Origin of the sequence: Streptomyces fumanus (assembly GCF_014655295.1) — a bacterium.
Classification (GTDB): Bacteria; Actinomycetota; Actinomycetes; order Streptomycetales; family Streptomycetaceae; genus Streptomyces; species Streptomyces fumanus.
This window is the reverse complement of record NZ_BNBI01000003.1, coordinates 1-25,603: the sequence shown is the minus strand read 5'-3', so window position 1 is coordinate 25,603 and position 25,603 is coordinate 1. Positions and strand designations below refer to the sequence as shown.

Sequence of the window (25,603 nt, the reverse complement as noted above, 5' to 3'; positions counted from 1 at the left end):
GACGGCGACCGTCCTGTGCGGTGCGTGCCTCGTAGAGGTGAAGTCCGCGACCCACCTCCCGGCCGGGCGCGGCGGGCGCCCCGGGTGCGGACGTCGCTGGTCAGCGTCCGGGCCGGACCGTCCGGCGGACCGCGCACCGAGCCTCGGCGGGCAGATTTGCCGGGCGTTTGCGCGACGCAGCCGTGGCAGCATCCGGGCTGCCGTTGACCGCCTGCCCCCCCCTGGGCAGCCGAAGAGTTGGGGATCCGCTCCAGTGAACGCCAGCACCCGCCCGGTACGGGCCGCGCAGATCGCCATCGTCGGTGCCGCCTGCCGACTGCCCGGGGGCGTCCTCGATCTCGACGGACTGTGGCGCGTCCTGGTACAGGGCATGGACGTGATCGGTCAGGCACCCGCGGACCGGTTCGACCGTGACCGCTTCGTCGACACCGCCGTCACGCGCCCGGGAAAGAGCTACACGGCGGCCGGCGGGTTCCTGGACGACGTGGCCTCGTTCGACGCGGAGTACTTCGGCATCACACCGAAGGAAGCCTCCCGGATGGACCCCCAGCACCGGATACTGCTGGAGCTGGCGGTGGAGGCCCTGGACGACGCCGCGCTCCCGGCCCGGGCGCTGGCCGGTTCGGACACCGCGGTCTACGTCGGCATCTCGGACGCCTCCTACGCCGCGCTGCAGATGATGCGGCACCGGTCGGTCAACGCCTACACCATGGCCGGCGGCGCCTCCAGCCTCGCGGCCAACCGCCTCTCGCACTTCCTGGACCTGCGCGGGCCCAGCATGGCGATCGACACGGCCTGCTCCTCCTCACTGGTCGCCCTGGACCGGGCCTGCCGCACCCTGCAGGAGGGCACCAGCCGGACCGTCCTCGCCGCCGGCGCCAACATCCTGCTCAGCCCCTACCACTACGTCGGCTTCTGCCAGGCCGGCATGCTGTCCCGGCGCGGCAGGTGCGCGGCGTTCTCCGCGAACGCCGACGGGTTCGTCAGGTCCGAGGGCGGCGGCCTGGTGGTGCTCAAACGGCTGGAGGACGCGCTCGCCGACGGCGACCGCGTGCACGGCGTGATCGTGGGCACCGGCTCCAACAGCGACGGCCGCACCCCGGGAGTCTCCCTGCCCAACCCCCAGGCCCAGGAGGACCTGCTGCGCTCGGTCTACGCGCGGGCCGGGGCGGACCCCGAGGACCTGGTGTACTTCGAGGCGCACGGCACGGGCACCCTCGTAGGGGATCCCGCCGAGTGCCGCGCGATCGGACAGGCCCTGGGAGCGGCCCGCAGCACGCCGTTACCGATCGGCACGGTGAAGTCCAACCTGGGACACCTGGAGCCGGCCTCCGGGATGGCCGGGCTGCTCAAGGCCCTGCTGGTACTGCGGCACGGACTGGCCCCGGCCACCCTGCACACCCAGCCGGCCAACCCCGACATCGACTTCACCGCGCTCAGTCTGGCCCCGGTCACCCGGGCGACGCCCCTCGAACCGGTGGACCGGCCACTGGTGGGCGTCAACTCCTTCGGGTTCGGCGGCGCCAACGCCCATGCGATTCTCACCACCGCACCACCGGCCCGCCGACCGGCCGGCCGCCATGAGCCGGCCCCGCGCCCCGTCACCGTATCGGCCCGGTCGCCGCAGGCGCTGACCGAGGCCGCGGCCCGGATGAGCGAACGGCTCAGGACGGCCGACCCGGCGGACTTCTACGACCTGGCGTACACGGCGAGCCGGCGTCGCGAGCTGCACCGGCACCGGGCGGTCGTGCTCGCCTCCGACCCGCGAGAGGCGGCGGAGCGGCTGCTGGCGCTGTCCACCCCGGAGAAAACCGACGCGGAGCGGGCCGCCTCGCAGCCGCCCGGGGCGGAACCGGCCGAGGCCGTCGGCGTCGGCACGGCGGTGGAGCGCGGCCGGGTGGCGTTCGTCTTCTCTGGCAACGGATCGCAGTGGGCGGGCATGGGCGCCGACCTCCTCGCCGACGACCCCGCCTTCCGTGACGCCGTACAGGAAGTGGACGCGGCGCTGCGCCCGCACCTGGGCTGGTCGGTGACGGAGCGGCTCAGCGACGTCACACCCGAGCGGATGGCGGCCACCGAGGTGGCCCAGCCCCTGCTGTTCGCCCTCCAGGTGGCCCTGAGCACCGTGCTGCGCCGGCAGGGCGTCACACCGGCGGCGGTGCTCGGACACAGCGTGGGCGAGGTGGCCGCCGCCCACGTCGCGGGCGCCCTGACCCTGCGGCAGGCGGCCCGGGTGATCGCCGAACGCAGCCGCGCCCAGGCACCGACCGCCGGCAGCGGCCGGATGGCCGCCCTGGCCCTACCACCGGACCGGGCCGCCGCACTGCTCGCCGACCACCCCGAGGTGACCCTGGCCGCCGTCAACTCGGAACGCGACGTCACGGTGGCCGGCCCCGCGGACCGCATCCTGCGCCTGGCGGCCGACATGACCGCCAGGAACACCGCCTGCACCGTCCTCGACCTGGACTACGCCTTCCACAGCGCCGCCATGGACCCACTGCGCCGGCCGCTGTGCCACGCCCTGCGGGGACTGACCCCCGCACGGACACGCATCGCGCTGTTCTCCACGGTGAGCGGCGAGCGGGCCCGGGGACCGGAACTGGGCGCCGACCACTGGTGGAACAACGTACGGGCACCCGTCCAGTTCGCGCCCGCCCTGGAAGCGGCGATCGAGTACGGCGCGGACGTGCTGGTCGAGATCGGCCCGCACCCGGTGCTCCGCTCCTACCTGCGGCGGGCCGCCGCGCGGCAGCGGACGGCGGTGGCGGTGGTGCCCACGCTGCGCCGCGAGGCCCACGGCACCACGGCACTGCGGCAGACGGTGGAAGCGGTGCTGGCCGCCGGCGCCGACCTCGACCCGAACCGGTACTTCCCCGTGCCCGGCCGGGTGATGGACCTGCCGGCGTACCCATGGCAGCGCAAGCGCCACTGGCAGGGCGCCGCACAGGACTGGGTGCGCACCAGCGGCAGCGGCCTGCTGGACCATCCCCTCCTGGGGGAGCGGATGCCGGGCCCGCATCCGGTGTGGCACGGGGCGATCGAACCGGCGCTGGTGCCCTGGCTGGTCGACCACAAGATCGGCGGATCGGTCGTCATGCCGGCCACCGGATACGTCGAGATGATCCTGGCGGCCGGCCAACTCGCCCTGAAGACACCGGTCGAGGTGGACCACCTGCGGATCAGCGCACCCCTGGTGGTCCCCTGGGCGGACGCCACCGGCATCCACACGCAGACCGCGATCAACCCCGACGACGGGACGGTCACCGTCACCAGCACCGACCAGCACAGCCGCGAACCGCGTCCGCACCTACGGGCCCGGGTACGGTCCCGCCCGGGCACCGCCCCGGACCACCTGGACGTCCCCCGGCTCCGGGCGCGCTGCCCCGGACGCCTCGCGGCCGCCGACCACTACACCGCACTGGACCGGGTGGGCCTGGGCTACGGACCCGCCTTCCGCGTGCTGACCGGGCTGAACGCCGGGGAGCGGGAGGTCCTCGCCCACTACGACCACGGGGGAGAGGCGTCCCGGTTCACCGTGCACCCGGCGCTGCTGGACGGCGCCTTGCAGGCCGGTGTACCGCTGCTGACGCACGCCCTGTCGGACGGCAGGACCGGTTACCTGCCGGCGGCCATCGACCTGGTACAGGTCTGGCGTACCCCGTCCCGGCGCGGAATCGTCCATGTCCGTGAACGCTCCTTCACGGCCGCCGAGGCGTGCTGGGACATCACCGTCGCCGACGAGGACGGCACCGTCAGCGTCGAGCTGCGCGGCTGCCGGATGCGCCGGCTGTCCCACATCGAGCAGACGCCCGTACTGCGTCAGCACACCGAACTGCGGGCCGCCCCCCTGCCCGGCTCCCCGCCGCCGGCCGCCGGTGGACTGCCGACGGCCACCCGGCTCGCCGCGGCCTGTGCCGGGCCGATCGCCGAGCTGTGCCGCGCCGCCGCACCGCTGCGGATCGGGGCCGCGCTCGAACAGCTCGACAAGGCGTACGTGCACTACCTCGCCGAGGAGGCCGTCACCTACCTGACGGAACCGACGGCGCCCTTCACCGTCGAGGACCTGGTGCGGGGCGGGCTGCGACCGCAGTTCGCCGCCAGGTTCGCGCACGCACTGTCCATGAAGGAGTGGCGCGACCTCGCCGAACCGGCCGGCCCCGGGGCATGGCGGCTGACCACCGCACCACGGGCGCGCGCCCTGTACCAGGAAACCGCCCGCCACTTCCCACGTTCCAGCAGTGAGCTGGTGATGGCCGCGCGGAACTGCGAACACGGAGCCGCCGTGCACCGCGGTGAGACCGACGGACTGGAACTGCTGACCGGGGAGGGCGCGGTGCACGCCCTGGAGCAGTTCTACGACATCGCGCCGACCGGCCGCACCTACAACCACATCGCGCGGGAGCTGGTGCGGGAGCTGGTGCGGCACTGGCCGGCCGACCGCCCGCTGCGGGTGCTGGAAGTGGGCGCGGGGACCGGCGGCATGACCAGCGCGCTGCTGCCGCTGCTGCCGGCCGACCGCACCACCTACCTGTTCACGGACCTGTCCGCGGCCTTCCTGCCGCGCGCCCAACAGCGCTTCGCGCCCTACGACTTCGTGCGGTACGGCGTCTACGACCTCGATGCCGAGCCGGCCGGGCAGGGCCTGGCCGAGGGCGGCTTCGACCTGGTCGTGGCCGCCAATGCCCTGCACACCAGCACCGACCTGGCCGCCGCGGTGCGGCGCATCGCCACACTGCTGGCACCCGGCGGTCACCTGCTGGCGTACGAAGCCCACCGCACCGAAACCCTGGCCCCCTTCTTCGGGACCCTGGACAGCTTCTGGCACCACCGCACCGATCACCGGCTGCGCCCGGACTCCGCGTTGCTGCCCAGCACGGCGTGGCCGGAGCTGCTGACCCAGTGCGGATTCGTCGATGTGGTGCAAGAGAACGGTCCCGTCGAGGGTGTCCTGTCCGTCCTGCTGGCCACCGCCCCCGGCACACCCCGCCCCGCCGCCGCCGGGCCCGCCCCTGAGGACGGGCAGGCGGCGCCGTGCACCGTCGTGCTCGGCACCGAGGCGCCGGACGAGGACCCGCTGGCCGCGGCGGTGGCGGCGGACCTGACCGGCAGCGGGCCGTACACGGTCCGGCGCATCCCGGCCGGTGAGGATGCCGCGGGCTGGACCCGTGAGCTGGACACCGCGCGGGGCGAGGTGCACCTGGTTCTCCTGCTGGCGGACACCGGGACGGACGGGCCGCGGGAACTGACCTGCCGCGCCGCCCACCGGGCCGCGCTGCTGCGCGCCATGGCCCAGGCAGCCGGGCAGGTGCCGGCGGACCCCGCCCACCTGTGGCTGATCACCCGGCCCAGCGGCGCGCTGCCCGCCCCCGAACGACCCACGGCGCCGGCCGACGCCGCCGCATGGGGCGTCGCACGCACCGTGGCCACCGAGTTTCCCGCCGTCCGCGTGCGTCGCGTCAGTCTGGAGCGGTCCCGCGAGCCCGGCGCCGACGCCCGGCGGCTCGCCGACGAACTGCGGGCCCGTACCGAGGAGACGGAGGTCGTCCTGACCGCGGGCGGCCGCTTCGTGCCCCGCGTGCTGCCCCTGCCGGCCGCCACCGGCCGGACACCCGCCTATGCCCTGGGGGTCCACAGTCCCGGGCTTTCCTACACCCTGCGGTGGGAGGAGTACGAGCCCGCCGCGCCGGGCCCGGACGAGATCACCGTGGCCGTGCGGGCCGCCGCGCTGAACTACCGCGACATCATGACGGCGACCGGGCTGCTGCCCCCCGAGGCCCAGCGGCACACCGCCTCCCGCGTGCCCGGCCTGGAGTGCGCCGGCGTGGTCACCGCGGTGGGCGACCGGGTGAGCGGCCTGGAAGCGGGCGATCGCGTCTGCGGCATGGCCGTCGGGGCGCTCGCCTCGCACGTCACCGGCCCGGCGCTGATGTTCCACCGCATCCCGCAGGGCATGACCTTCGAGGCCGCGGCCACGATGCCGGTGGCCTTCTCCACCGTCCACTACGGCCTGGAGACCCTGGCCCGTCTGCGCGCGGGCGAGACCGTACTGGTGCACGGCGGCGCGGGCGGCGTCGGCCTGGCCGTGCTCCAGTTCGCCGCGCTGCGAGGCGCCCATGTCATCGCCACCGCGGGCAGCGAGGCCAAACGCGACCTGCTGCGCCGGCTCGGGACCCGGCACGTGCTGGACTCCCGCAGCCTGGACTTCGCCCCTCAGATCATGCGTCTCACCCAGGGCCGGGGCGTCGACGTGGTCGTCAACTCCCTCGCCGGTGAGGCCGTGGGCCGCAGCATGGAACTGCTGCGGCCCGGCGGCCGGTTCATCGAACTCGGCAAACGCGACATCCTCGAGAACAACCCGCTGTCACTGGGGCCCTTCGACAACAACCTCGCCTTCTTCAGCGTCGACCTCACCGCCCTCGTCCAGCAGCCCGAGACCGCGCTCGCGCTCGGCCGGGAGGTGAGCCGGCACCTGGAGAACGGCGACTACCGGCCGCTCCTGCACTGCGTCTACCCGGCCACCCGGGTCAGGGAGGCGTTCGAGCTGATGCAGCACTCCCGCCACGTCGGGAAGGTCGTCGTCGCCTTCGACCCCCTGGACGAGCCCCCCGCCGTGGTGACGACCCCCCGCGATCCGGCCGTGGACCCGGAGGGCACGTATCTGATCACCGGCGGACTCAGCGGCTTCGGCGCGGCCACCGCCCGCTGGCTGGCCGACCGCGGCGCCCGCCACCTGGCCCTGGTCAGCCGTCGCGGCCCGCACGCCCCCGAAGCCTCCGCGCTGCTGGAGGAGCTGGCCCAGCGCGGCGTACAGGCGCACGCCCACGCCGTCGACGCGGCGGACGAGGTCGCCATGCGGGCCCTCCTCGACGGCATCGACGCGAGCGGGTACCGGTTGCGCGGGGTGGTGCACTGCGCCATGCAGCTCGACGACGCGCCCCTGGCCGAACTGACCCCCGAGCGCTTCACCGCCGTGCTTGTCCCCAAGGCGCGAGGGGCCGCGGTACTGGACCGTCTCACCCGCGGTCGCGATCTCGACCTCTTCCTGATGGTGTCCTCCATCGCCGCCGAGATCGGCAACGTCCACCAGGCCCCGTACGCCGCCGGCAACCTCTACCTCGAAGCGCTGGTCCGGCAACGGCGCCAGGCCGGGCTGCCCGGCCAGGCCATCGCCTGGGGCGCGCTGGGCGAGACCGGATACGTCGTCCGGCAGAACATCACCGCCCACGTCACCGCCGTCGGCATGGAACTGCTCGGCCTCGACGAGGCGTTCGCCGCCGCGGACGACCTCCTCACCCGGAACACCACCGTGGCCACCGTCGCGTCCTACAACTGGACCCGCGCCCGCAGCTTCGCGCACGCGCTGAACGAGCCCCGGTACCGTCTGCTCGTACCGCCGAACGAGGAGATCGACGGCCAGTCGCAGGAAGCCTTCCTGGCCATGCTGGCCACCCTTCCCGCCGACGAGGCCCGCACCGCCCTGCGGAAGGCCGTCACGCACATCCTCGCCAAGGCCATGCAGACGGGACCCGAGGAACTCGACCCCCACCGGCGGCTCACCGAACTCGGCATCGACTCCCTGATGGCCGCCGAACTCCTGGTCTCACTGCGCCAGCAGTTCGACATCGACGTCCCGCCCATGGAACTGCTGCGCGGCGGTGCCACCGTCCACGACCTCACCGACCTCCTGCTGCTGCGTCTCGGACTGACCGGCGCCGCGGCACCCGCCCCCACGGGCGGTGCGGGCCGGATCCCGCTGCCGGCTCAGGGCGATGCCTCCAACGAGGCTGTCACCCAGGAGACATCGTCCTGAGCCGCACGTACGCGCGCCCTCGCGCCACGGCCTCGACCTCGCTGCCGACGCCTCCTGAACGGTGTGCCGGGGGCGTTCGGTAGGGTTCCGGGGGGCTGGCTGTCCGGTCGGTGCCTTCCCGGGGGGACGACGAGACGAGGAACATGCCGGAGCAAGCGAGCCCGCCTGTGACAACGCCGAACCGGCCCCTGGCCGCGGCGGTCGAGGCGGCGCGGATGGCGGCGGTGCGCCGCTACGACATCCTCGACACCCCGCCGGACGGCGCCTACGACAGAGTCGCGGCGCTGGCGGCACGGCTGTTCGAGGTGCCGGTGGCGACGGTGACGATCGTGGACGAGGACCGGATCTGGTTCAAGGCCACGCACGGTCTCGAAGGCGTCAGCGAGATCGGCCGCGATCCGGGGCTGTGCGCCTCGGCGGTGCTCACCGATGACCCCACCGTCATACCCGACACCCTGCTGGACCCGGTCGCCTGCTCCAACCCGCTGGTCGCCGGCCCGATGGGGGTACGGTTCTACGCCGCCGCCCCGATCATCACCGCCGACGGGTACCGGCTGGGCACGGTCAACATCCTCGACACCCGTCCCCGCGAGATCAGCGAAGCCGATGCCTCCACCCTCGGGGACCTGGCCGCGGTCGTGCGTGACCAGCTCGAGCTGCGGCTGTCGGCGTTGAACGCGGTCCGCGCCGAGCAGGAGCGCCGCAAGGTCGAGGAGGAGAAGCGCCAGGCGGAGGAAGAGGCCCGGCAGCGCGCGGAGCGGGACAAGGCGGCCATCGCCGCGTTCGCCTCCACCCTGCAGCGCACCCTGGTGCCCCCGGCACTGCCCGCGGTACCGGGCCTGGAGCTGGCCTGCCACTACAAGACCGCCTCCCCGCAGGAAGTGGGCGGTGACTTCTACGACGTGTTCCCGGTGGGCGGGGGCCGGTGGGCGTTCTTCCTGGGCGATGTGTGCGGCAAGGGCGCCGAAGCCGCCTCGATCACCTCACTGACCCGCTACACGCTGCGGGCCGCGGCCTTGGTCGACGCGGATCCCACGGCCGCGCTCAAGGCCCTGAACACCGCGCTGCTGCTGGACGCGGCGGTCGGTACCCGCTTCTGCACCGCCGTCTTCGGCCTGCTCGATCCGGCCCGGGACGGCGGGTTCACGGTCACGCTGGCCACCGGCGGTCACCCGCCCGCCTACCACCTCAGCCCCGTCGAGGGCGGCGGCGTGCGGGTCGAGGCGGCCCGCGCGCAGGGCGGCATGCTGGTCGGCGCGTTCGCCGAAGCCGCCTTCGCCTCACGCACCCTGCGGCTGGCACCCGGCGAGGCACTGCTGCTGTACACCGACGGGCTGACCGAGGCCCGCACCGCCGATGGCCGGATGCTCGCCGACACGGGCCTGACCGATTTCCTGGCCCAGCGGTCGGCGCCGGTCAGCGCCGGTGCCCTGATCGACGACACCGTCGCGCTCCTGGACACCCTCCCCGACACCGAACGCGACGACGTGGCCCTGCTGGCCCTGTCCGTCCCCGCCCCCGATGCCGTTCCCGCGGGCATCACCACCACCGCCCACAGCGCCGCCGCCCCGACCGCCGACGTCTCCGTCGGGCAGGAGAACCCACGCCCATGACCGACGCATTCCACATCGATGTCCCGCTCACCGACGGCACCCTGGCCGTGATCGCCCTGTCCGGCGAGTTCGACATCGCCGCCGCACCCGCCGTACGGGCCCGCGCCCTGGAACTCATCGCCGACGGCCATCCCGACCTGATCGCCGACCTGTCCGGCGTCACCTTCTGCGACTCCTCGGGACTGGGCGCCCTCATCGGCATCTGGCGCTGCGCCAAGGACGCCGACGGCTCCCTGACCCTGGCGGCCATCCCCGACCGGCTGGGCCGCCTGCTCAGCGTCACCGGGATGGACACCTTCCTGCCCGACCACCCCAGCGCCGAGGCCGCGCTCGCCGCCCGCCGAGGCAACCGCACCACCGCCTGACACCCCTCGTACGCCGGTCAGCGACCGGCCGGCCGCACCACCCCGTTCCCCGGGGAGGACGAGACCGGCGAGCGGGCCCGGAGTCCGTGCTCGCCGGTGCCCGTCCGCTACGCGGTGCGCTGGGCCCGCATGGTGCGCCATCTCTCCAGGGCGCCCTCCATCTCCTGGTGCGCGAAGGTGAAGAAGTCCCGCATCTCCGTCATGCGCGCGCCCGCCTTGGTGCCCGGGCCGCCGAGGGGCTCGATGCCCTTCTCGGTCGTGGCGATGAGCTGGGTGAACAGGCTCTGCTTGGTCGCGGTCCCCAGATACCACGCGTCGTCGGGCAGCAGATAGAGGTCGCTGCGCGAACCCGGCACCGGCTCACGGGCGATGAGACCGGCCTGCTGGAGGTGGCGCACGGCGCCCGACACGGCGGCGGGGCTCGCACCGAGCCGCTGGGACAGGTCACCGGCCGTCAGACCCTTCTCCTCCGTCGTCATCAGGGTCATCAGTACGCGCGCGCTCATCCTCGGGAAGCCCCACTCGGCGAACAGCATCGCCATCTGCTCGACGAAGTGCCGAGTGGCTTCCTCGTTCCTGCCTTCAGCCAAACTCACCAGCCCCTTCGACCGTGGTGCGCAGCTCACGCACGTCTCCATCATCTCCCAGGATCATGACATTCAGTCGCTTCACAAACAAGTGAAGGATCTGTAGCATCCCGATCGTGAACGCAACCGACGTGATCAACGCTCAAGGACTGCGCAAGCAGTTCGGCCGGGCCGTGGCGCTCGACAATCTGGATCTTCAGGTGGCGCAAGGGGAGGTGCACGGGCTGCTCGGGCCCAACGGGGCGGGCAAGTCCACCACCATCCGCGTCCTGCTGGGCATGCTGCGCTCGGACGGCGGGTCGGTCACGCTGTTCGGCGGCGACCCCTGGCGGGACGCCACCACCCTGCACAAGCGGCTCGCCTACGTACCCGGCGACGTCAGTCTCTGGCCCAACCTGAGCGGTGGGGAGACGATCGACCTGCTCGGCTCGATGCGCGGCGGCATGGACAAGAAACGCCGTGACGAACTCGTGGAACGCTTCGAGCTCGACCCCAAGAAGAAGGGCCGCGCCTACTCCAAGGGAAACCGGCAGAAGGTGGCGCTGGTCGCGGCGCTCGCCTCCGACGCCGAACTGCTGATCCTCGACGAGCCGACCTCCGGGCTCGACCCGCTGATGGAAGCGGTCTTCAGCTCCTGCATCGCCGAGGCCAAGGAACGCGGCGCCACCGTCCTGCTGTCCAGCCACATCCTCAGCGAGGTCGAGGACCTCTGCGACCGGGTCTCGATCATCCGGGCCGGCCGCCGGGTCGACTCCGGCAGCCTCGCCGAACTCCGCCACCTCTCCCGCACCACCGTCACCGCCACGGTGGCCCGTCCGTTAACCGGGCTCGACTCCGTGGCGGGCGTGTACGACCTGCGGACGGAGGGGCGCTCGGTGCACTGCCAGGTCGACCCCGACGCGCTGGAGAAGGTGATGCGCCTGCTCACCGACGCCGGCCTGGAGTCGCTGACCAGCCGGCCGCCGACCCTCGAAGAGCTCTTCATGCGCTACTACTCAGGGGAGCAGCAGTGAAGGGCGGCGGGCTCGCGGGACTGCCCGAACTGTCCAAACTCGCCACCCGCCGCGACCGGCTCATCCTGCCGCTGTGGTGCTACGCCCTGATCGGCAGCGCCGTCTCCACCGCCTCCAGCATCAAGGGCCTGTTCAGCGACGAGGCGTCGCGCGTGGAGTTCGTGGAGGGCATCCAGGCCGCGTCCGGCGCGATCGCCCTCTACGGCAAGGTCCAAGGCACCTCGCTCGGGTCCATCACCACCTGGCGGACGCTGGTGCTCGGCGCCGTCCTGGCCTCGGTGATGTCCGTGCTCCTCATCGTCCGCCACACCCGGGCCGAGGAGCAGACGGGACGTCAGGAACTGGTCGCCGCGGGCGCCGTCGACCGCAGGGCGCCGCTGGTCGCCGCGCTGCAACTGGTCATCGGCGTCAACATCGCGGTCGGCATCATCATCGGTGCCGTCCTGCCCCTCACCGGGCTCGGCGCGGGCGGTGCGTTCGCCCTGGGTCTGTCGATGGCGGGCTGCGGCATCGTCTTCGCCGGTATCGCGGCGGTCTGCGCCCAGCTCTTCGAGGCGTCGCGCAGCGCCAACGCGGCCGCGCTGTCCCTGCTCGGCGGCTTCTACCTGCTGCGCGCGGTGGCCGACATGAGCGAGGGCTCCACCTGGCTGCTGTGGGCCTCCCCGATCGGCTGGGCCGAGCAGGTACGCCCCTACGACGGTGACCGCTGGTGGGCCCTGGCGGTGCCGGTGGTCGCCTCGGTCCTGCTGATCGCGCTGTCCCTGCGGCTCCTGGACCGGCGGGACTTCGGCTCGGGCGTGCTGCCGAGCCGGCCCGGACCCGTTTACGCGGGCCGCGACACCCTCGGCACCTTGGGCCTGGCCTGGCGGATGCACCGGGGCAGCCTGCTCGGCTGGTCGATCGGCATCCTGGCGTCGGCGCTGGTGTTCGGCTCCTTCGTCCGCGACGTCGGCAGCCTCCTGGACAGCGACCGGGTGCAGGAGATCATGGAGAGCCTCGGCGGCTCGCAGGACATGGCCGACTCGTACGTGGCGTCCATCGTGGGCGTCTTCGGCATCCTGGCGACGGTGTTCGCGCTGACGGTGATCGTGCGGGCCCGGGCCGAGGAGGCCGGGGGACGCATCGAGCTGATCTTCAGCGGCACACCGAGCCGGGCCGCCTGGATCCTCAGCCACCTGACGTTCGCCATGGGCGGCGCGGTCGTCCTCCTCGCCGTCGCGGCCTTCGGCATGGGCCTCTCCCAGGGCCTGGGCGCGCACGACGTCGGGGGCGCCCTGGCCGACGTCTTCGGTGCCGTGGCCGCGCAGCTCCCGGCCGTCCTGCTGATCACCGCCCTCGCCGCGCTGCTGTTCGCCGTGATGCCGCGCTGGACGGCGGCGGGCTGGGGTGTGCTCGGGCTGTCCGGCTTCATCAGCCTGGTCGGACCGCAGCTCAAGGTCAGCCAGTACGTCCTGGACATCTCGCCGTTCACCCACGTGCCGAAGCTCCCCGGCAACGAGGTCGTCGCGACCCCGCTGGTCGTGATGGGCGCCCTCGCCCTGGCGGGCCTGGCCGCCACGCTGGTGGCGTTCCGCCGCCGCGACCTGTTCGGCTGACCGCACCGCGAAGAGCGCACACAAGAGAACGCACACAAGAGACACAAGAGAACGAGCACAAGAGAGCGGGCAGGGGCACGCACAGCCCCTGCCCGCTCCGTGCGCTACGCCTTGACCGTCTCCCGGTGCGCCCCGGTGAACAGCGAAGTCGCCAACTGGGTGCGGTCGTTGACCCCCATCCGGCGGTACATGCGCGTCAGATGCTGCTCCACCGTGCTGACCGTGATGTAGAGCATCTTCGCTATCTCGCTGTTCGTGTGCCCGAGCGCCACGAGGTCCGCCACCCGCTGCTCCGCGTCCGTGAGCACCACCCCGGGCGCGGGGCTCTCGCTGTCCGGCCGGTCCCCGTCCGAGGGGAGCAGCCTGCTGAGCGGCTCCGCCTCGCACGCGTCCGCGACGATCCGCGCCTGGGACCCGATCACCCGGGCCCGCCGCGTCTCACCCACCGCGTGATAGGTGTCCGTCAGATCGGCCAGCGTCCGCGCCAGCTCGTAGCGGTCGCCGCTCTCCTGCAACGCGTCGACGGCCTGCCGCAGCAGCACCAGACGCTTGCGCGGCTCGTACGTCGCGGCCAGCAGCCTGAGCGTCGCCCCACGGGTGCGCGGCGAGCCGCCGCGCTCGGTGCACCGCGCCTGCTCCTCCAAAACCGCCCGCGCCCGGTCGCGTTCGCCCATGCCCAGCAGCGTCTCCCCGACATCGTTGCGCCACGCGATCAGCCCCGGTACGTCCACGCCCCAGCGGGCCATCAGCTCCCCGCAGTGCTGGAAGTCCGACAGCGCGCTGTGCCAGTCCCGCATCGCCAGGCTGTACCGGCCCCGCGCGTGCAGATAGTGCAGCCCGGGCCGGCTCTGGAGCATGGCCTCCTGCGTCGGCACGTACAGCAGCTCCGTCGCCTCGTCCTCGCGTCCCATCGCGGTCAGCGCGATGAGCTTGCTGGCGAGCGGCGCGCCGACCGCCATGCCCCACTCGTCGGGCGGCACCAGGTCGAACCAGGCACTCGAGTGCCGCACGGCCCCCGCGAGGTCACCGAGGCGCACACAGATCTCCGCGCGCACCGCGTGCAGCCGGGCCGCGCTGCCCCGCTCACCGCGCGACTCCGCCGAGCTGATCAGCTCGTCGCAGTGCGGCGACGCCAGCGCGGGCCGGTCCGCGTACGTCAGCGTCAGCAGCGCGCACTCGATCGTGTCCAGGTCGGTGCCGTGCAGCCGGCTCCCGTGCAGGACCTGCTCCGCCTTGGGCACCGCACGGCCCGACGGACCCGGGGTCAGCACCGATTCCAGCGCGGACACCGCGTTGTAGCGGCGCCGGCTCTCGGTGGTGGACGGCACGCCGGACGGCTCCTGGCCGTCGTCCGTGTCGTCCGTGCCGTCCGGCAGCAGCTCCAGCAGCGGCGCGTACGAGCAGCGCAGCCACAGGCGCGCGGCATCCAGCTCCAGCGGCGCATCGGCGGTGGCGGCCCGGTCCGACGCGGCCAGGTGCCGCAGCACGTCCTCGGCGGCCCGCACCCGGCCGCTCCACAGCAGCGCCCGCACCACCCCGAGGGTCTCCCCGCCGCTGAGACGGCCGGTGCGGACCGCCTGCACCAGGTCGGTGACCCGCTGCTCCGGGACGGTGGTGCCCAGCCGGCGTTCCGCCAGGAGCAGCGCGGCCCTGATCCGCGCCAGCTCCCCCTTGTCCTCGCTCAGCCGGCAGGCCAGCCGCAGATACTCGGCCGCCGTCGCCGGCCGGCCCTCGGCCAGCACCGTGGCGGCCGCCGAGTCCAGCACGGACATCGCCCACGGCGCCCGCACCCCTTCCCCGGCCAGCAGATGCGCGGCCACCACGGACGCCGGACAGCCCTCCGCGTACGTCAGTTCCGCGGCCTCGCGCTGCAGCGCGGCCGTCGCCTCGGGGCCGAGGTCGGCCAGCACCGCCGCCGCGGCGTCCGGATGCCGGAACGCCCCCTGATTCAGCAGACCCGCCGCCTCCAGCGTCGCCAGACAGTGCGCGACCTCCCCGGCCTCCAGGCCCAGCAGCCGCGAGATCCGCTCGGGCGCGCCGAGGACGGCCAGCGCCCGCACCACCTGGGTGGCGGGCGCGGGAGTGCGGCGCAGACAGGACAGGAACGCCCGCTGGTAGCCCGTGGACGACTGCCCGGCACCCTGGACGTCGCTCAGCGCCCCGTCCAGCAGCAGGGGGTTGCCGCCGCTGACCCGCAGCGCCCAGCCCGCGGCCCACTGCGCGCAGTCCTCGCCGAGGCGGTCCGTCACCACCTCCCGCACCTGCTCGGCGTCCAGCGGCGTCAGCCGGATCCCCCGCGCGTGCGGCAGCCGCAGCGACTGCTCGACGAACCCCGCGCACCGGTCTCCCGGGCCGTCGCTGTGACTGAACACCGCGACCACCGCGGTGTTGCGGATCCGGCGCCCCAGATACGCGAGACAGGTCAGGGACGCGACGTCCGCGTGATGGATGTCGTCCACCACGATCGCCACCGGCCGGGCCGGGGCCAGACCGAGCAGGAGCAGGGACAGGTGGTGCACGATCTGGGCGTCCACCGCGGACAGCCTCGTCACCGGACCGTCCGGCATGCCCGTCATATGGGCCCGGCCGTGGGCGAGCAACTGGTCGGCCTGCTCACGGGCCGACTCCGACAGCGGTGCCTCCGCCAGGAGTTGGGCGATCACTCCCAGCGGGATGTTCTCCTCGGACTCCGACGCGACCGCCGGCAGGGCCAGTCCGCCGGCGGCTCGTACCCGGCGGGTGAAATCGGCCAGGAGTGTCGTCCTACCCATGGCCACGGCTCCACAGACGGTGGCGATGGCGCCTTCACCGGCCAGGGCGCCGTCCAGCATCCCCGACAGCAGTCCAGCGGCTCGCGCACGTTCCCGCGCGCTCACGTTCCGGTCTCAACGAGTATGACGACGGCCCCCGTGCGGCGCGGTCCCGGGCGTTTGTACAAGGGCGGAAAAGGGCCTGTGCAAGAAATGGCGGACAACAGGGTGGGGGGTGTGGCGAACATATGCGTCCGTACCTTCCTTCACGCGGTGACGGGGTGCCAGAACGACATTGTCGGCACGCTCGGTCAAGGCTGTGAGGTTGTTCGAAACGTGCCATGTGCGTCAAGAGTGCGCCTGGGTGCTTGAAGTCCGAACTTGGCCAGAGTAACAGGGCGTTCGAACGGCCCCGAGTGACTACATACGCCGCGATGACCTTCAAGAACGGGAACCGGCCATCCGGCCGCGACGATCCGGACCCGGGCGGGCGCCCGGGGTGCGCAGGGGTGCGCAGGGGTGCGATCAGGGGTGGTGCCGCCCCCTGCCTGTTCGAAGACTGGGGCGGGCGGCAGAGCGTGCCGACGCCGCCCCGCCTCTGCCGCCGCCCCGCCCGGGAAGGAGACCGCGTGCCCGACGAGTCGACCCGCAAGGCGCTGGCACTCGAGTACTGCCGCCGGATGAACGCCGGCGACATCGACCACGTTCTCGAACTGTTCGCCCCCGACGTGGTGTTCGAAGACCCGGTCGGATCCGGCGAACAGACCGGTCTCGACGCCCTGCGCGCCCACATCACCCGCGCGCTCGTCGACGACCGGGCCACGGAACGCCCCGGCACCCCGGTCGCCGCCCACGACGACGAGACCGTCGTCATGCCCGCCGTCATCGAGCTGCGCCCCCGCAGCTATCCCAAACGGGTCCAGATCTCGATCATCGGCGTGGTCCGCATCGGGCCGGACGGTCTGGTCCACGACCTGCGCGCGCTGTGGGGCGACTCCGACGTGACAGTGCTCGGCTGACCCCGAAAACCCGCGACAGGAAGGCACACGCCATGACCGAGGTTCCGCCCGGGGCCCGCCCGCTGCCCACCACCCGCACCACCCCCCTGGATCCGCCGCCGGAACTGCTGGAACGCCAGCGGGAGTGCCCCGTCGACCGGCTCCGCTACCCCGACGGCAGCGAAGGCTGGCTCATCACCGGATACGACCAGGTCCGCGCCGCCCTCGCCGACCTCCGCTTCAGCTCCCGCAAGGAGCTCCTGCGCTCGCCCGTCCAGCCGCAGGAACCCAGCGCCGCCAAACCCGGCTTCTTCGTCTACACCGACCCGCCGGAGCACACCAAGTACCGCCGCCTGCTCACCGGCCTGTTCACCCTGCGCCGGATGAACCAGCTCGCCGAACGCGTCAAGGAGATCGCCGACGACGCCCTGGACGCCATGGAGCGCACCGGCCCGCCCGTCGACCTCGTCCCCGCCTACGCGCTGCCCCTGCCCTCCCTGGTGATCTGCGAACTCCTCGGCGTCCCCTACGAGGACCGCGAGGTCTTCCAGCACAATTCCACGGTCATCCAGGACATCAACACCCCCATCGAGCAGGCGTACGCCGCGCTGGAGGAGATGCAGAACTTCCTCGCGGGCCTCGTCGAACGGCGCCGTGCCGAGCCCTCCGACGACATGCTCGGCGGCCTCGCCGCCCACGAGGAACTCACCGTCGAAGAGGTCACCAACGTCTGCTTCCTGCTCCTCGCCGCGGGCCACGAGACCACCGCCAACATGCTCTCCCTGGGCACCTACGCCCTCCTCACCAACCCCGACCAGCTCGCGCTGCTGCGCTCCGGCGGAACCACCATCGAGGCCGCCGTCGAAGAGCTCATGCGCTACCTGACGGTCAACCACTACGGTCCCATCCGCGCCGTCGTCGACGACTTCGAGTTCGAGGGCTGCCCCATGAAGGCCGGCGAGACCGTCACCCTCTCGGCGTTCGCCGCCAACCGCGACCCCAAGCACTTCGCCGACCCCGACCGCCTGGACTTCGTCCGCGGCGGCCGGGGCCAGCTCTCCTTCGGACACGGCATCCACCAGTGCATCGGCCAGCAACTGGCCCGCATCGAGATGCGGATCGGCTTCCAGGCCCTCCTCGACCGCTTCCCCAACCTGCACCTGGCCGTACCGCAGGAAGACGTCAGCATGCGGGACAGCATGCTGATCTACGGCGTCGCCTCCATGCCGGTCGCCTGGTAGGCCGCCCGATGCGCGTCGACGTGGACCGCGACCGCTGCTGCGGCGCCGGCATGTGCGCCCTGGAAGCCCCCGAGGTGTTCGACCAGGACGAGACCGACGGCCTCGTCGTCGTCCTCCTCACCGAACCCCCGGACACCTTGGACGACGTCGTCCGCTCCGCGGCCGAACAGTGCCCCTCCGGAGCGGTCAGACTCCGCGAATGACCTCCCGGCGCCCGGGCGCGCCGCGACAGCGATCGGCAACCGCCTCGGGCCACTACCCGAGGCTCCCTCGCGGCTGAAACCGCGTACGGCTGAGAACCGAAGGGCCAGACATGGCAGGTGTGGACCGCTCCGGCATCGACCCGTCCGCGCACCGGGCACCCCGCCCCGACCGCAGCGAACCGATCGCCGTCGTCGGCATGTCGTGCCGGCTCCCCGGCATCGACACACCGGCGGACTTCTGGCGACTGCTGCGAGAGGGCCGCCACACCGTCGCCCCGCCCCCCGCCGACCGCTCGGGCATCGGCGGCACCGCGGGGGAGGGCTCCTTCCTGCCCTCCGTCGACGGCTTCGACCCCGCCTTCTTCGGCATCTCCGCCCGCGAAGCCGCCGCCATGGACCCCCACCAGCGCCTCATGCTGGAACTGAGCTGGGAAGCCCTCGAAGACGCCGGCACCGTCCCCGCCAGCCTCACCGGGACCCGTACCGGCGTCTTCGTGGGCGCCTTCGCCGACGACTACTCGCTGCTCCTGCACGCCGACGGCCCCGACGCCCTCACCGCCCACAGCACCACCGGCGTCCACCGCAGCATCATCGCCAACCGCGTCTCGTACTTCCTCGGCGCCCAGGGACCCAGCCTGACCGTCGACACCGGCCAGTCCTCCTCCCTCGTCGCCGTCCACATGGCCTGCGAGAGCCTGCGCTCCGGCGAGTCCGACACCGCCCTCGTCGGCGGCGTCAACCTCGTCCTCACCCCGCAGTCCACCGCCCGCATGGAGCGTTTCGGCGCCCTGTCGCCCGACGCCCGCTGCCACACCTTCGACGCCCGCGCCAACGGCTACGTACGGGGCGAGGGCGGCGCCGTCGTCGTCCTCAAGCCCCTCGCGCGCGCCCTCGCCGACGGCGACCGCGTCCACTGCGTCCTGCGCGGCAGCGCCGTCAACAACGACGGCGGCGGCGACACGCTCACCGCCCCCAGCGTCACCGCCCAGCAGGACGTCCTGCGCCGCGCCTACGAACGCGCCGGCACCGACCCCGCCCACGTCGGCTACGTCGAACTCCACGGCACCGGCACCCCCGTCGGCGACCCCGTCGAGGCGACCGCCCTCGGCGCGGTCCTCGGCGCCGCCCGGGACGCCGGCCACCCCCTGCCCGTGGGCTCGGCCAAGACCAACGTCGGCCACCTGGAAGCGGCGGCCGGAATCATCGGCCTGGTCAAGACCGCCCTCGTCCTCACCCACCGGCAGATCCCCGCCGCACTCAACTTCACCACGCCCCACCCCGACATCCCCCTCACCACCCTGCGCCTGAGCGTCCCCACCGACCTCACCCCCTGGCCCCAGGCACCCGACGACACCGCGGGCCCCCGGGTCGCCGGAGTCAGCTCCTTCGGCATGGGCGGCACCAACTGCCACGTCGTCGTCGCAGAAGCAGAAGCAGAAGCAGAAGCAGAAACAGAAGCCGGAGCCGGAGGCGGGGCCGGAACTGGAATCGGGGCCGGAACCGGAACCGGGACCGGGACCGCAAGTGCCCGACCCGGCACGACCGACGAGGACGACACCGGCACCCGCCCCCTGCCCGTCCTCCTCTCCGGACACACCGGCCAGGCCCTGCACGCCCAGGCCGCACGGCTCGCCCGGTTCCTCACCGAACGCCCCGACCTCCGCCTGCCCGACCTCGCCCACTCGCTGCTCTCCACCCGCTCCCTCCACAGCCACCGCGCGGTCCTGCTCACCGCCGACCGCACCGACCTCGTCGAGAGCCTCGGCGCACTCGCCGCGGCCGAACCCGCCCCCGGCCTCGTGACCGGCACGGCCCGCCCCCACGGCCGGCCCGTCCTCGTCTTCCCCGGCCAAGGCTCCCAATGGCTCGGCATGACCGCCGACCTGCTGGACGAGTCACCCGTGTTCGCCGACCGGATCGCCGAGTGCGAGACGGCACTCGCGCCCCACGTGGACTGGCGGTTGAGGGACGTCCTGCGCTCCCCGCAGGAGGACTGGCTGGAGCGCGTGGACGTCGTCCAGCCGGTCCTGTGGGCCGTGATGGTGTCGCTGGCGGCGCTGTGGGAGTCCCACGGCGTGACCCCGGCCGCCGTGGTCGGCCACTCCCAGGGCGAGATCGCCGCCGCATGCGTCGCCGGAGCGCTCTCCCTGGAGGACGGCGCGAAAGTCGTCGCCCTGCGCAGCCGCGCCGTCCTCGGCCTCTCCGGACGCGGCGGCATGGCCTCGGTCGGCGTCTCCGCCGAACGCGTCGGCGACCTCATCGCCCCCTTCGGCAAACGCCTGTCCGTCGCCGCCGTCAACAGCCCCGCCTCCGTCGTCCTCGCCGGCGAACCCGGAGCCCTCGACGAACTCCTCGCCACCTGCGAGGCACAGGGAGTGTGGGCACGACGCATCCCCGTCGACTACGCCTCCCACTCCACCCACGTCACCCGCACCCGCCGCTCCCTCCTGCGCGCCCTCGCCGGGATCCAGCCACGCGCCGCGACCATCCCCTTCTGCTCGTCGGTGACCGGCGAACTGACGGACACCACCGGCCTCGACGCCGAGTACTGGTACACCAACCTCCGCCGCACCGTCCGGTTCGAGGACGCCGTCCGCACCCTCCTCGACCAGGGACACGACGTCTTCGTCGAGGCCAGCCCGCACCCCGTGCTGACCACCGCCGTCCTGGAGACCATCGAGGACACCGACGCCGAGGCCGCCGCCCTCGGCACCCTGCGCCGCAACCAGAGCGGCCCCGAATGCTTCCGCACCGCACTCGCCCAGGCCCACGTCCACGGCGCCCCCGTCGACTGGCAGCCCGTCCTGCCCGCCGACGCCCGCCGCGTCGACCTGCCCCCCTACGCCTTCCAGCGCACCCGCCACTGGCTCGGCGACCTCGCCGACACCCCGGGCACCCAGCGCCCCGAAGCCGTCTCACGCCTCGCCGCGGCGCCCCTGGAAGAACGCGAAGAACTCCTGCGCGACCTCACCTTCGCGCACGCCGCCACGGTCCTCGGCCGCACCGCCCTCACCCCCGCCGACACCCAGCGCACCTTCAAGGACCTCGGCCTCGACTCCACGAACGCCGTCGAATTCCGCAACCGGGTCAACACCGACACCGGGCTGCGACTGCCCACCTCCCTCGCCTACGACCACCCCACCCCCCTCGCCGTGGTCCGCCACCTCACCGAACTGCTCGCGGACCCCGACGGCGCCCCCGCTCCCGCTCCCGCCGAACCGTCCCCGGCCCCGGCCGCCACCGACGACGATCCCATCGCGATCGTCGGCATGGCCTGCCGGCTGCCCGGCGGCGTCGGCTCGCCCGAGGACCTGTGGCACCTCGTCGCCTCCGGCGGCGACGCGATCTCCCCCTTCCCCGACGACCGGGGCTGGGACCTCGACGCCCTCTACGCCCCCGACTCCACCGAACCCGGCACCAGCCACACCCGGCACGGCGGCTTCCTGCACGGCGTCGCCGACTTCGACGCGGGCTTCTTCGGGATCTCCCCGCGCGAGGCCCTCGCCATGGACCCCCAGCAGCGCCTGCTCCTGGAGACCTCGTGGGAGGTGCTCGAACGGGCCGGGATCGACCCGGCCGGGCTGCGCGGCAGCCGCACCGGTGTGTTCGTCGGCGCGATGAACATGGATTACGGCGCACGGCTCGACGAAGCCGCCAGCGGGTCCGAGGGGTACCTCCTCACCGGGACCACCGGCAGCGTCGTCTCCGGCCGCCTCGCCTACACCTTCGGCTTCGAAGGGCCCGCCGTCACCGTCGACACCGCCTGCTCCTCCTCCCTGGTCGCCCTCCACCTCGCCGTCCAGGCCCTGCGCAACGGCGAGTGCTCGCTCGCCCTCGCCGGCGGCGTGACCGTGATGTCCACGCCCGGGATGTTCATCGAGTTCAGCCGCCAGCGCGGCTTGTCGGCCGACGGGCGCTGCAAGGCGTTCTCGGACACGGCGGACGGCACGGGCTGGGCCGAGGGCGTCGGTGTGCTGGTGGTGGAGCGGCTGTCGGACGCGGTGCGCGAGGGACATCGGGTACTGGCCGTCGTCCGCGGCTCCGCGGTCAACCAGGACGGCGCCAGCAATGGGCTCACCGCCCCGAACGGGCCCTCCCAGCAGCGGGTGATCCGGCAGGCGTTGGTGGGGGCGGGGCTGTCGGCCGCCGATGTCGACGCCGTCGAGGCGCACGGTACGGGTACGACGCTCGGGGATCCCATCGAGGCGCAGGCGCTGATCGATGCCTATGGGCAGGGGCGGCCCGCCGAACGGCCGCTGTGGCTCGGGTCGTTGAAGTCGAACATCGGTCATGCGCAGGCCGCCGCCGGGGTGGCGGGTGTGATCAAGATGGTGATGGCGATGCGGGCCGGTGTGCTGCCGCGCACGCTGCATGTCGATGCGCCGTCCTCGCATGTGGACTGGTCCGCGGGTGGGGTGGAGTTGCTCACCGAGGCGCGGGAGTGGCCGGACAGTGGGCGTCCTCGGCGTGCGGGGGTGTCGTCGTTCGGGATCAGTGGGACGAACGCGCATGTGATTGTGGAGGAGGCTCCGGAGGCGGCTGAGGCTGCTGAGGTGCCTGTGGTTGGTGGTGTGTTGCCGTTCGTGGTGTCGGGGCGGTCGGTGGAAGGGCTGAAGGCTCAGGCTGAGCGGCTCGCTGAGTATGTGCGGGGCGGGGCTGAGCTGGGGGGTGTGGCTTCGGCGCTGGTGGCGGCTCGGTCGGCGTTGGAGTTCCGGGGTGTCGTGGTGGCTGGTGATCGCGGTGAGCTGGTGGCGGGGCTGGAGGAGCTGGCTGCCGGTGAGTCGGTGGTGGGTGGTGCGGGGTCCGCGTCGCGTCCGGTGTTCGTGTTTCCGGGGCAGGGGTCGCAGTGGGTGGGGATGGCGGCCGGTCTGCTGGACGAGTCGCCGGTGTTCGCGGAGCGGATCGCGGCGTGTGAGGCGGCGCTAGCGCCGTACGTGGACTGGGAGTTGGGGGAGGTCCTGCGGTCCTCGGAGGAGGACTGGATGGGCCGGGTGGATGTGGTGCAACCGGTCTTGTGGGCGGTGATGGTGTCGTTGGCTGGGCTGTGGGAGTCGTTCGGCGTGCGGCCGGCTGCTGTGGTGGGGCATTCGCAGGGCGAGATCGCCGCCGCGTGCGTGGCGGGTGCGCTCTCGCTGGGCGATGCGGCGAGGGTTGTGGCGCTGCGCAGCCTGGCGATCGTGGAGCTGGCGGGTACGGGCGGCATGGCGTCTCTTGGTGTCCCGGCCGAGCGCGCTGCTGAGCTGATCGCCTCGTATGAGGGCCGGGTGTCGGTGGCAGCGGTGAACGGTCCGGGTTCGGTGACGGTCGCGGGTGAGCCGGATGCTCTTGACGCGCTGCTGGCCGACTGCGACGCCGCCGGTGTCTGGGCGCGTCGGGTCCCGGTGGACTACGCCTCCCACTCCGCGCAGGTGGAATCCATCCGCGACCGCATTCTGACCGACTTGGCTGACCTTGAGCCGATGACGCCCAGGATTCCGTTCTACTCGGCGGTCACGGCGGAGCGTCTGACGACGGCTGCGCTGGATGCGGAGTACTGGTACACGAACCTGCGTCAGACGGTCCGTTTCGAGGAGACGGTGCGTCTGCTGCTGGCGGACGGCTTCGACGCGTTCATCGAGGCCAGTGCCCACCCGGTCCTGACGACACCGGTCGAGGGCACGGTCGAGGATGCCGCGGTCGTCCTGGGCACCCTGCGCCGTGACGAGGGCGACCTGCGCCGCTTCACCACCGCCCTGGGCGAAGCGTACGTCCACGGTCTGCCGGTCGACTGGACCCCTCTCGTCGGCACCGCACGTACCACCGGACCCGACCTCCCCACCTACCCCTTCCAACGCCGCCGCTACTGGCTGGACCGTCCCGCTCCCACCGGAGACGCGCGCGGTCTGGGGTTGGCCGAGGCCGGCCACCCCCTGCTGGGCGCGGCCATGGCGCTCGGCGACGGGAACGGCGTCGTCCTGACCGGCCGGCTGTCTCTCTCCTCGCACCCCTGGCTGCGTGACCACACCGTCGCCGGGACCGTCCTCCTGCCGGGCACGGCCATCGTGGAACTGGCGATCCGGGCCGGGGACGAGGTGGGTTACGGGCATATCGACGAACTCGCCCTGGAAGCACCGCTGGCCATCCCCGAGCGGGGTTCCGTACGGATTCAGGTCGTCGTCGGTTCCACGGAGTCCGACGGGACCCGCACGGTGACGGTGTTCGCGCAGGACGCCGACGAGGACGCGGCCCACGGCTGGACCCGGCACGCCGCCGGCGTCCTGACCGAGCGCGGGTCCGAAGCACCCCTCGCCGCGGAAGCCTGGCCGCCACCCGGTGCCGAACCGATGGACCTCGACGGCTTCTACGGCGACCTGGTCCCCAGCGGGTACATGTACGGGCCGGTGTTCCAGGGGTTGCGCGCGGCTTGGCGCCTGGGCGACGACCTCTACGCGGAAGTGACGCTGCCGGAGGACGCGGCGCAGAGCGCGGGCGGCTTCGGTCTCCACCCCGCTCTGCTGGACGCCACGCTGCACGCCCTGCTGCCCCGCACCGACGCGGCGGACGACCAGGTACGGCTGCCGTTCGTCTTCAAGGGGGTGACCCTGCACGCGAGTGGCGCCTCCCACGTGCGGGTACGTCTCTCGCCCACCGGTTCTGACATGAGCCGCGTGACACTGGCCGACGCGACGGGGAGCCCCGTCGCCTCGATCGAGACGCTCACCCTGCGCCCGATCGCCGCTGACACCGTCACTTCCGCCCGTCCGACCGCCGCCGACGACCTGTTCCGCCTGGACTGGGTTCCGGCGGGGGCGGTGGAGGGGGAGTTCACGGGGCAGGTGGTGGTGCTTGATGGTGACGACCCGGAGCTGGGCGCGGTGGAGGGCGCGCCCGAGGTGGTGGTCCTGCCCTGCTTCGACGGGTCGGACGTCCACGGGACGGCTGCTGGGGTGTTGGGAGTGGTGCGGGCCTGGTTGGCCGATGCGCGGTTCGAATCCTCGCGGTTGGTGGTGGTGACGCGGGGTCCTGGCGGTGTGGTGTCGGGTCTGGTGCGGTCGGCGGAGACGGAGAATCCGGGCCGGTTCGTGCTGGTCGAGACGGACGGCGACGAGTGGCTGGCTGATGTGCGGGCCGCGTTGGTGGTCGGCGAGCGTGAGGTGGCGGTGCGGGACGGTGTGTTGAGTGTGCCGCGTCTGGTGCGGCACGTGGTGGTGGAAGGAGAAGTGTCGTGGGGTGAGGGCGCTGTTCTGATCACCGGTGGTACGGGGTTGTTGGGCGGTCTGGTGGCCCGGCATCTGGCCATGCGCCACGGGGTGCGTGAGCTGGTGCTGGTCGGGCGTCGGGGGATGGACGCGCCGGGTGTGGGCGAGCTGGTGGAGGAGCTGGCCGCGCTGGACGTGTCGGTGGTGGTCGAAGCCTGCGACGCGGCCGACCGGGACGCCCTGGCCGGTG

Annotated in this window: 11 protein-coding genes; 9 read left to right on the top strand and 2 right to left on the bottom strand. The window is 72.9% G+C overall.

Going from position 1 to position 25,603, the window contains the following annotated elements:
* Nucleotides 1-253: 253 nt before the first annotated feature.
* The 3 genes from IE316_RS07270 to IE316_RS07260 all read left to right on the top strand — a co-directional run bounded on the left by IE316_RS07270 (nucleotide 254) and on the right by IE316_RS07260 (nucleotide 9,788).
* Nucleotides 254-7,810 (top strand): type I polyketide synthase, encoded by a 7,557-nt coding sequence (locus IE316_RS07270; RefSeq protein WP_229910244.1) that lies wholly within the window; start codon nucleotides 254-256, stop codon nucleotides 7,808-7,810.
* Nucleotides 7,811-7,977: 167 nt separating this feature from the next.
* Nucleotides 7,978-9,423 (top strand): PP2C family protein-serine/threonine phosphatase, encoded by a 1,446-nt coding sequence (locus IE316_RS07265; protein WP_229910243.1) that lies wholly within the window; start codon nucleotides 7,978-7,980, stop codon nucleotides 9,421-9,423.
* Nucleotides 9,420-9,788: an STAS domain-containing protein gene (locus IE316_RS07260; protein WP_190203323.1), complete on the top strand. Its 369-nt coding sequence runs from the start codon at nucleotides 9,420-9,422 to the stop codon at nucleotides 9,786-9,788. Before IE316_RS07265 ends, IE316_RS07260 begins: the two co-directional genes overlap by 4 nt.
* 107 nt (nucleotides 9,789-9,895) lie before the next feature.
* On the opposite strand, the gene IE316_RS07255 is transcribed toward IE316_RS07260, so the two are convergent.
* Nucleotides 9,896-10,378 (bottom strand): GbsR/MarR family transcriptional regulator, encoded by a 483-nt coding sequence (locus tag IE316_RS07255; RefSeq protein WP_229910242.1) that lies wholly within the window; start codon nucleotides 10,376-10,378, stop codon nucleotides 9,896-9,898.
* Nucleotides 10,379-10,488: 110 nt separating this feature from the next.
* On the opposite strand from IE316_RS07255, the gene IE316_RS07250 reads away from it, so the two are divergent.
* The gene (locus tag IE316_RS07250) at nucleotides 10,489-11,388 is read left to right on the top strand and encodes an ABC transporter ATP-binding protein (RefSeq protein WP_373311122.1); all 900 of its coding nucleotides are present in this window, start codon (nucleotides 10,489-10,491) and stop codon (nucleotides 11,386-11,388) included.
* Nucleotides 11,385-12,983 (top strand): ABC transporter permease, encoded by a 1,599-nt coding sequence (locus IE316_RS07245; protein WP_190203322.1) that lies wholly within the window; start codon nucleotides 11,385-11,387, stop codon nucleotides 12,981-12,983. The genes IE316_RS07250 and IE316_RS07245 overlap by 4 nt, the downstream gene beginning before the upstream one ends.
* A gap of 104 nt (nucleotides 12,984-13,087) precedes the next feature.
* Here IE316_RS07245 and IE316_RS07240 read toward each other — a convergent pair whose 3' ends face one another.
* The gene (locus IE316_RS07240; protein ID WP_373311098.1) at nucleotides 13,088-15,859 is read right to left on the bottom strand and encodes a helix-turn-helix transcriptional regulator; all 2,772 of its coding nucleotides are present in this window, start codon (nucleotides 15,857-15,859) and stop codon (nucleotides 13,088-13,090) included.
* A gap of 503 nt (nucleotides 15,860-16,362) precedes the next feature.
* Between IE316_RS07240 and IE316_RS07235 the strand changes: the two genes are divergently transcribed.
* The 4 genes from IE316_RS07235 to IE316_RS07220 all read left to right on the top strand — a co-directional run.
* On the top strand, nucleotides 16,363-16,752 hold the full coding sequence (locus IE316_RS07235; protein ID WP_190203320.1) for a nuclear transport factor 2 family protein: 390 nt from the start codon (nucleotides 16,363-16,365) through the stop codon (nucleotides 16,750-16,752).
* Between the two features lie 32 nt (nucleotides 16,753-16,784).
* Complete coding sequence (locus IE316_RS07230; RefSeq protein WP_190203319.1) at nucleotides 16,785-17,972, top strand: cytochrome P450; 1,188 nt, start codon at nucleotides 16,785-16,787, stop codon at nucleotides 17,970-17,972.
* 8 nt (nucleotides 17,973-17,980) lie between these two features.
* Nucleotides 17,981-18,175, top strand: coding sequence for a ferredoxin (locus IE316_RS07225; RefSeq protein ID WP_190203318.1), 195 nt, complete (start codon nucleotides 17,981-17,983; stop codon nucleotides 18,173-18,175).
* 110 nt (nucleotides 18,176-18,285) lie between these two features.
* A partial coding sequence (locus IE316_RS07220) for a type I polyketide synthase (RefSeq protein ID WP_190203317.1) occupies nucleotides 18,286-25,603 on the top strand: 7,318 nt, incomplete at its 3' end.

Excerpts from the sequence above, each read along its gene's own strand:
- IE316_RS07260 (WP_190203323.1), top strand. The coding sequence starts at position 9,420 with ATGACCGACGCATTCCACATCGATGTCCCGCTCACCGACGGCACCCTG.
- IE316_RS07225 (WP_190203318.1), top strand. The coding sequence starts at position 17,981 with ATGCGCGTCGACGTGGACCGCGACCGCTGCTGCGGCGCCGGCATGTGC.
- IE316_RS07230 (WP_190203319.1), top strand. The coding sequence starts at position 16,785 with ATGACCGAGGTTCCGCCCGGGGCCCGCCCGCTGCCCACCACCCGCACC.